Below are 5,609 nucleotides of genomic sequence, written 5' to 3' on the forward strand. Positions count from 1 at the left end.
AAACCCATCCAATGAAATGACAAAAGACAAGCAAAGGTTTCTATTAGTCAAACCGATCAATTTTTGTCAGCATAGATACCTATCGAACATCCAATTTCATGATGGACAAAAGGTAAATCTTTTAATTCCCATAATAAAAGACATCCTATCAGATCAAACTTATTTATCTGTCCGTATATTATACAAGCTAAACAATATTTAATATAATCATAAATAAAAACTGGTTGAAATGAACTCAACCAGTTTTAACGAAAATCAGGCTTTGTCTATAACTGATTTACCCTGAATTAATAAACCAGCCTCATTGGCACTGATTGAAATAGTATCCCCATCATAAACATCGCCTTGCAACAATAATTCTGCCAATTGATTTTGCAAATTTCGTTGTATGACACGTTTTAGAGGACGTGCACCATAAACCGGATCATATCCAGCTTCCTCCAGCCACGCATGTGCTTTTTCATCCAGATCAAGCCTAATTTTACGATCCTCAAGCAATCCTTGTAAACGCTGTAATTGTATATCCACAATTTTTGCCATATCAGCCTTTTGCAATCGACTGAACAAAACAACTTCATCCAAACGATTGAGAAATTCAGGACGAAAGTGGGCACGTACAACTTTCATAACTTCAGCCTGTACAAGCTCTGTTGACTCACCTTCTGTCTGATTAGCCAAAATTTCAGAACCAAGATTGCTTGTCAAGATTATAATCGTATTACGAAAATCTACGGTTCGCCCTTGACCATCTGTTAAACGTCCATCATCAAGAACCTGCAATAATACGTTAAAGACATCCTCATGAGCCTTTTCAACCTCATCAAACAAAATAACCTGATAAGGTCTCCTGCGAATAGCTTCTGTCAAAACACCCCCTTCTTCATAGCCAACATAACCGGGAGGGGCACCAATCAACCGTGCAACTGCATGTTTTTCCATGAATTCACTCATATCAACACGCAATATCGCTTTTTCGTCATCAAAAAGGAATGAAGCAAGCGCTTTTGCCAGTTCGGTTTTACCTACTCCAGTTGGACCCAGGAATAAAAAAGAGCCAATAGGCCGGTTTGGATCCTGCAATCCTGCTCGTGCCCGACGTACAGCATTTGCAACCGCTTTCAAGGCGGGTTCCTGCCCTACGACACGTTTACGAAGCTCGTCTTCCATTCGTAAAAGCTTAGCCCTTTCCCCTTCCAGCATTTTATCCACTGGAATACCTGTCCACCGAGATACAACCGCCGCGATCTCATTTTCAGTCACTGATTTGGAAACCAAATTCGCCTGATCCGGATGTTCATGCTGTTTGGTTTGCAAACCCTCAATTTTCTTTTGAAGTTCTGGAATAACACCATACATCAATTTAGAGGCTTGGGCCAAATTACCTTGGCGTTGTGCAACCTCAACTTCTGAACGGGCCTGATCCAGCTGTTCCTGCAATTTTTGAACATCATTAACCTTATTCTTTTCAGCATGCCAGGCCGCAGTCATTGCATTTGATTTTTCTTCTAAATCAGCAATCTCAACCTCCAATGCTTCCAAACGGTCACGACTGGCTGAATCTTCCTCCCTTTTCAAAGCTTCACGCTCAATTTTTAGTTGAATCAAACGACGATCCAGCTCATCAAGCGCTTCTGGCTTGCTATCAATCTGCATCCGTAACCGACTTGCGGCTTCATCTACCAGATCAATTGCTTTATCCGGCAAAAATCGATCTGTGATATAACGATTGGATAAAGTTGCCGCTGCCACCAGAGCACTATCACTGATCCGCACCCCGTGATGCAATTCATATTTTTCAGAAATACCCCGCAAAATTGAAATCGTATCCGCTACTGATGGCTCCCCGACAAAGACAGGCTGAAACCGCCGTGCCAAAGCCGCATCTTTTTCAATATATTTGCGATATTCATCCAGGGTTGTCGCACCAATACAATGCAAAGTACCACGTGCCAGCTCAGGTTTAATGAGATTTGATGCATCCATTGCTCCATCACTACGTCCCGCACCAACCAATGTATGCATTTCATCAATAAACAATATGACTTTTCCAGCCGCAGCTTCAACTTCTTTTAATATAGCCTTCAAACGTTCCTCAAATTCACCCCGATATTTAGCCCCTGCAACCAAGGCACCCAAATCCAAGGCTAATAACTGTTTATTCTTCAATGCCTCTGGAACGTCACCATTTACGATCCGTGATGCCAAACCTTCAACAATTGCAGTTTTACCAACTCCAGGCTCACCTATAAGCACAGGGTTATTTTTGGTACGTCGAGCCAAGACCTGAATCGTTCGACGAATTTCCTCATCTCTCCCAATCACTGGATCCAATTTTCCTTGCCGGGCAACCTCTGTCATATCCCGTGCATATTTTTTTAACGCATCAAAGGAAGCCTCCGCATTCTGGCTGTCAACCTTACGACCTTTCCGAATAATATCAATCGCTCTTGCCAGATTTTGAGCTGTAACACCCCCTTTTTGAAGGGCCTGACCAGCTGGTGTTTCAGATGCAGCCAAGGCAAGTAACAGGCGATCCTGAGCAACATACTCGTCCCCGGCCTTCGTGGCCTCTTTTTCCGCGCCATCCAAGACACGAACCAATTCTGGCATGGCTTGAGGCTGTCCAGCACCATCGCCCTGAACTTTTGGCATGGAATCCAATGAATGTTCAACCGTTGTTTTGACAATGGCGGGTTCCCCGCCAGCTGCACGTATTAAGGAAGCTGCGGCTCCTTCCTCATCATCCAACAACGCTTTCAGTAAATGCTGAGGCGTTAATTGCTGATGAAAGTCACGAATTGCAATTGTCTGTGCCGCTTGAAGAAACCCTCTTGAACGTTCAGTAAATTTTTCGATATTCATAAATTTATGTCCCTTTTAAAATTAGGCAACATGCCTGCCAAAGTTTTGCCCCTCTTATGAGGCAGCGTTCCTTCGCAAAAAAATCAATTTTCAAAAAATAAGTATCATTTCATTACAAACTCATTATTGCATGAACTCAACTTATCGAGTAAAAAGAAAATTTTTTCTTTTCATTTATTTATTTTATACCAATCCTTCCGATAAATGAATAAGAATCATCATAAATAAAATAAAATTCAAAATTGATGACATAACAGGAATTTTCTGCCATATTATTAAGAACGCAAATCATTCTTAATGATAGAGTTAAGTTCAATTTAAATAATGACTGTTCCAAATTTAAGTATGCTTTCCCCAGGGAAATCAAGTGTTATTGATCATGTCGAAGAATTTTCTTCTCCTGATCCTATTGCAGACCGTTTACGTGATTTAGGCTTCGTACCAGGCGAAATTGTCAAAATCATTGCCTTTGGGCCATTTGGCTCAAATCCTATTGCTGTACAAATCGGATCGACCCGTTTTGCGCTGCGCCGTTCTGAAGCGGCCAGAATCATTTTACATTTGGATTGTTAATTTATGCCTGAATCATCCATATTCCCTATTTCCAAGATAGCTTTAGTGGGCAATCCAAATTGCGGAAAAACCGCTTTATTCAATCAATTGACCGGAAGTAGACAGAAAGTCGCCAATTATGCCGGGGTCACCGTGGAACGTAAGGAGGGACAATTCGTCACACCCTCCAAAAACAGGATTACCCTTATCGATTTACCGGGGGCATACAGTTTAAAAGCAACCAGCCTTGATGAAGCAGTCACCAGGGATATTTGCATGGGGAACTATCGTAACGAACCCCCACCAGATGCCTTGATCTGCGTTATTGATGCAACAAATTTGCGACTACATTTAAGATTCGCCCTTGAAATTTGCCGTCTTAAGCGCCCAATGATGATCGCTCTAAACATGAGTGACATTGCAAAAAAACGTAAAATCGACATAGATATTCCAAAACTAGAATCAATTTTGGGCATTTGCATTATCCCCACAATAGGAACCCAAAAAAACGGAATTAAAAAACTTGTCGACAATATCGACACCTCTTTTAAAATTCCAACAATTGATCTTGATAATCAAACCGATTTACATGTCGAAGTACGCAAAATTCTCCTGAAATGCGTCCATAATTCTTCTGAAAATTCTGTTCTGCTTGATGAAAAAATTGATCGATGGGTTTTACATCCCATTATTGGTCCCTTAATCCTTCTCATTTTATTATTTATCATGTTCCAGGCCGTTTTTTCATGGGCCCAACCCTTTATGGATGGCATACAGGATTTGACAGGCTGGCTTGGAAAAATCATAGCTAACTTATTACCGACAGGTCCCTTGAGAAGTTTAATTATTGATGGTGTTTTTGCGGGGGTGGGAACAACATTCGCCTTTTTACCTCAAATTCTTGTTCTCTTCCTGTGGATTTTATTCTTAGAAGAATCCGGGTATTTGCCCAGAGCAGCCTTCTTACTTGACCGCATTATGGCTTCTGTTGGATTAAATGGTCGTTCTTTCATCCCATTATTATCCAGTTTTGCCTGTGCAATTCCCGGTATCATGGCAACCCGGACAATACCTAGCGCTAGAGATCGTCTAGTTACCATTCTCATTGCACCTCTGATGACTTGTTCCGCACGACTACCAGTTTATGCTTTACTAATCAGTGCCTTTATCCCTCATAAAACTATCGGGATAATATTCAACCTGCAAGGTCTTGTCCTGTTTGGTCTTTATCTACTAGGAATCGCAAGTGCCTTTTTAGTGGCCTTACTTCTCAAAAAACGAAAAAAATCATATGATAACACCCTTTTACTAGAACTTCCCTCTTACCGTTTTCCAAGTGTTCGGAACATTTTGTTTGGATTATGGCAAAGGATTGAAATCTTTGTTAATCGCGTAGGAACAATCATCTTAACGGTCAGCATCCTTTTATGGGCTTTATCAAGTTTTCCAAAACCGCCTGCTGGTGCACAAGGTCCAGCCATTGATTGGAGTTTTGCCGGTATTATAGGTCACTGGATTCAACCCCTTTTTGCACCCATTGGTTTTAACTGGGAAATATGTGTTGCGCTTATTCTTGGATTGGCAGCCAGAGAGGTTGCTGTTACGTCTCTTGCAACTGTTTATTCCATAGCTGGTGTTGATTCTGATGCACCGGGCCAACTGGTTCATTTTCTTTCAACACAATGGAGTATAGCAACAGGACTTTCCTTTCTGGCCTGGTATATTTTTGCTCCACAATGCTTTTCTACGTTGGCGGTTATAAAAAAAGAAACCTCTTCCTGGAAGATGGTCATAATGACAGCCTGTTATCTGTTTTTCATGGCTTATTTTGCCTCCTTTACTACCTGGCATATCGCATCATTTTTTTCTTGAATTATTTTTCTATTAATTAAAAACTGATTTAATTTAATAAATCAGTTTTTAATTATATTTCTACATAATTAATAGAACATTAAATTTTATATTTATCTTTTTTTAATTGATCATAGCGTTTAATAACTTTATCCACATCCATTGTTTTTTCTTGAGGGTTAAAAGTAAGATGAGCCACCATAAAATCAGAATAAATCGCTGTTTTTTTATTTAGATATTGAGGAATAACAGCCGTTAAATAAAACTCGTCATCAGCATAAGGAGGCAAAGACATATATCTCAATTTCTCACCACGCCAAGCAATAAAATTAATAGAATAACGT

General features: G+C 40.3%; 4 protein-coding genes. 2 read left to right on the plus strand and 2 right to left on the minus strand.

Annotated elements, in window-relative coordinates; genetic code table 11:
* Positions 1–255: 255 nt before the first annotated feature.
* Positions 256–2,862: an ATP-dependent chaperone ClpB gene (gene clpB, locus U0839_RS08180; protein WP_413550455.1), complete on the minus strand. Its 2,607-nt coding sequence runs from the start codon at positions 2,860–2,862 to the stop codon at positions 256–258.
* Between the two features lie 324 nt (positions 2,863–3,186).
* On the opposite strand from clpB, the gene U0839_RS08185 reads away from it, so the two are divergent.
* Both U0839_RS08185 and feoB read left to right on the plus strand, forming a co-directional pair.
* The gene (locus U0839_RS08185) at positions 3,187–3,435 is read left to right on the plus strand and encodes a FeoA family protein (RefSeq protein ID WP_110439607.1); all 249 of its coding nucleotides are present in this window, start codon (positions 3,187–3,189) and stop codon (positions 3,433–3,435) included.
* Between the two features lie 3 nt (positions 3,436–3,438).
* Positions 3,439–5,286, plus strand: coding sequence for a ferrous iron transport protein B (gene feoB, locus U0839_RS08190; protein ID WP_155564856.1), 1,848 nt, complete (start codon positions 3,439–3,441; stop codon positions 5,284–5,286).
* A 79-nt stretch (positions 5,287–5,365) separates the two neighbouring features.
* Here feoB and U0839_RS08195 read toward each other — a convergent pair.
* Positions 5,366–5,609 (minus strand): hypothetical protein (locus tag U0839_RS08195; protein WP_413550456.1); only part of this gene is annotated, 244 nt, incomplete at its 5' end.

It is taken from the genome of Commensalibacter sp. A3DC (assembly GCF_047307945.1).
GTDB lineage: Bacteria > Pseudomonadota > Alphaproteobacteria > Acetobacterales > Acetobacteraceae > Commensalibacter > Commensalibacter melissae.

What these genes read in the sequence shown, in the direction of transcription:
- feoB (WP_155564856.1), top strand. Translation starts at nt 3,439, where the DNA reads ATGCCTGAATCATCCATATTCCCTATTTCCAAGATAGCTTTAGTGGGC.
- clpB (WP_413550455.1), bottom strand. Translation starts at nt 2,862, where the DNA reads ATGAATATCGAAAAATTTACTGAACGTTCAAGAGGGTTTCTTCAAGCG.
- U0839_RS08185 (WP_110439607.1), top strand. Translation starts at nt 3,187, where the DNA reads ATGACTGTTCCAAATTTAAGTATGCTTTCCCCAGGGAAATCAAGTGTT.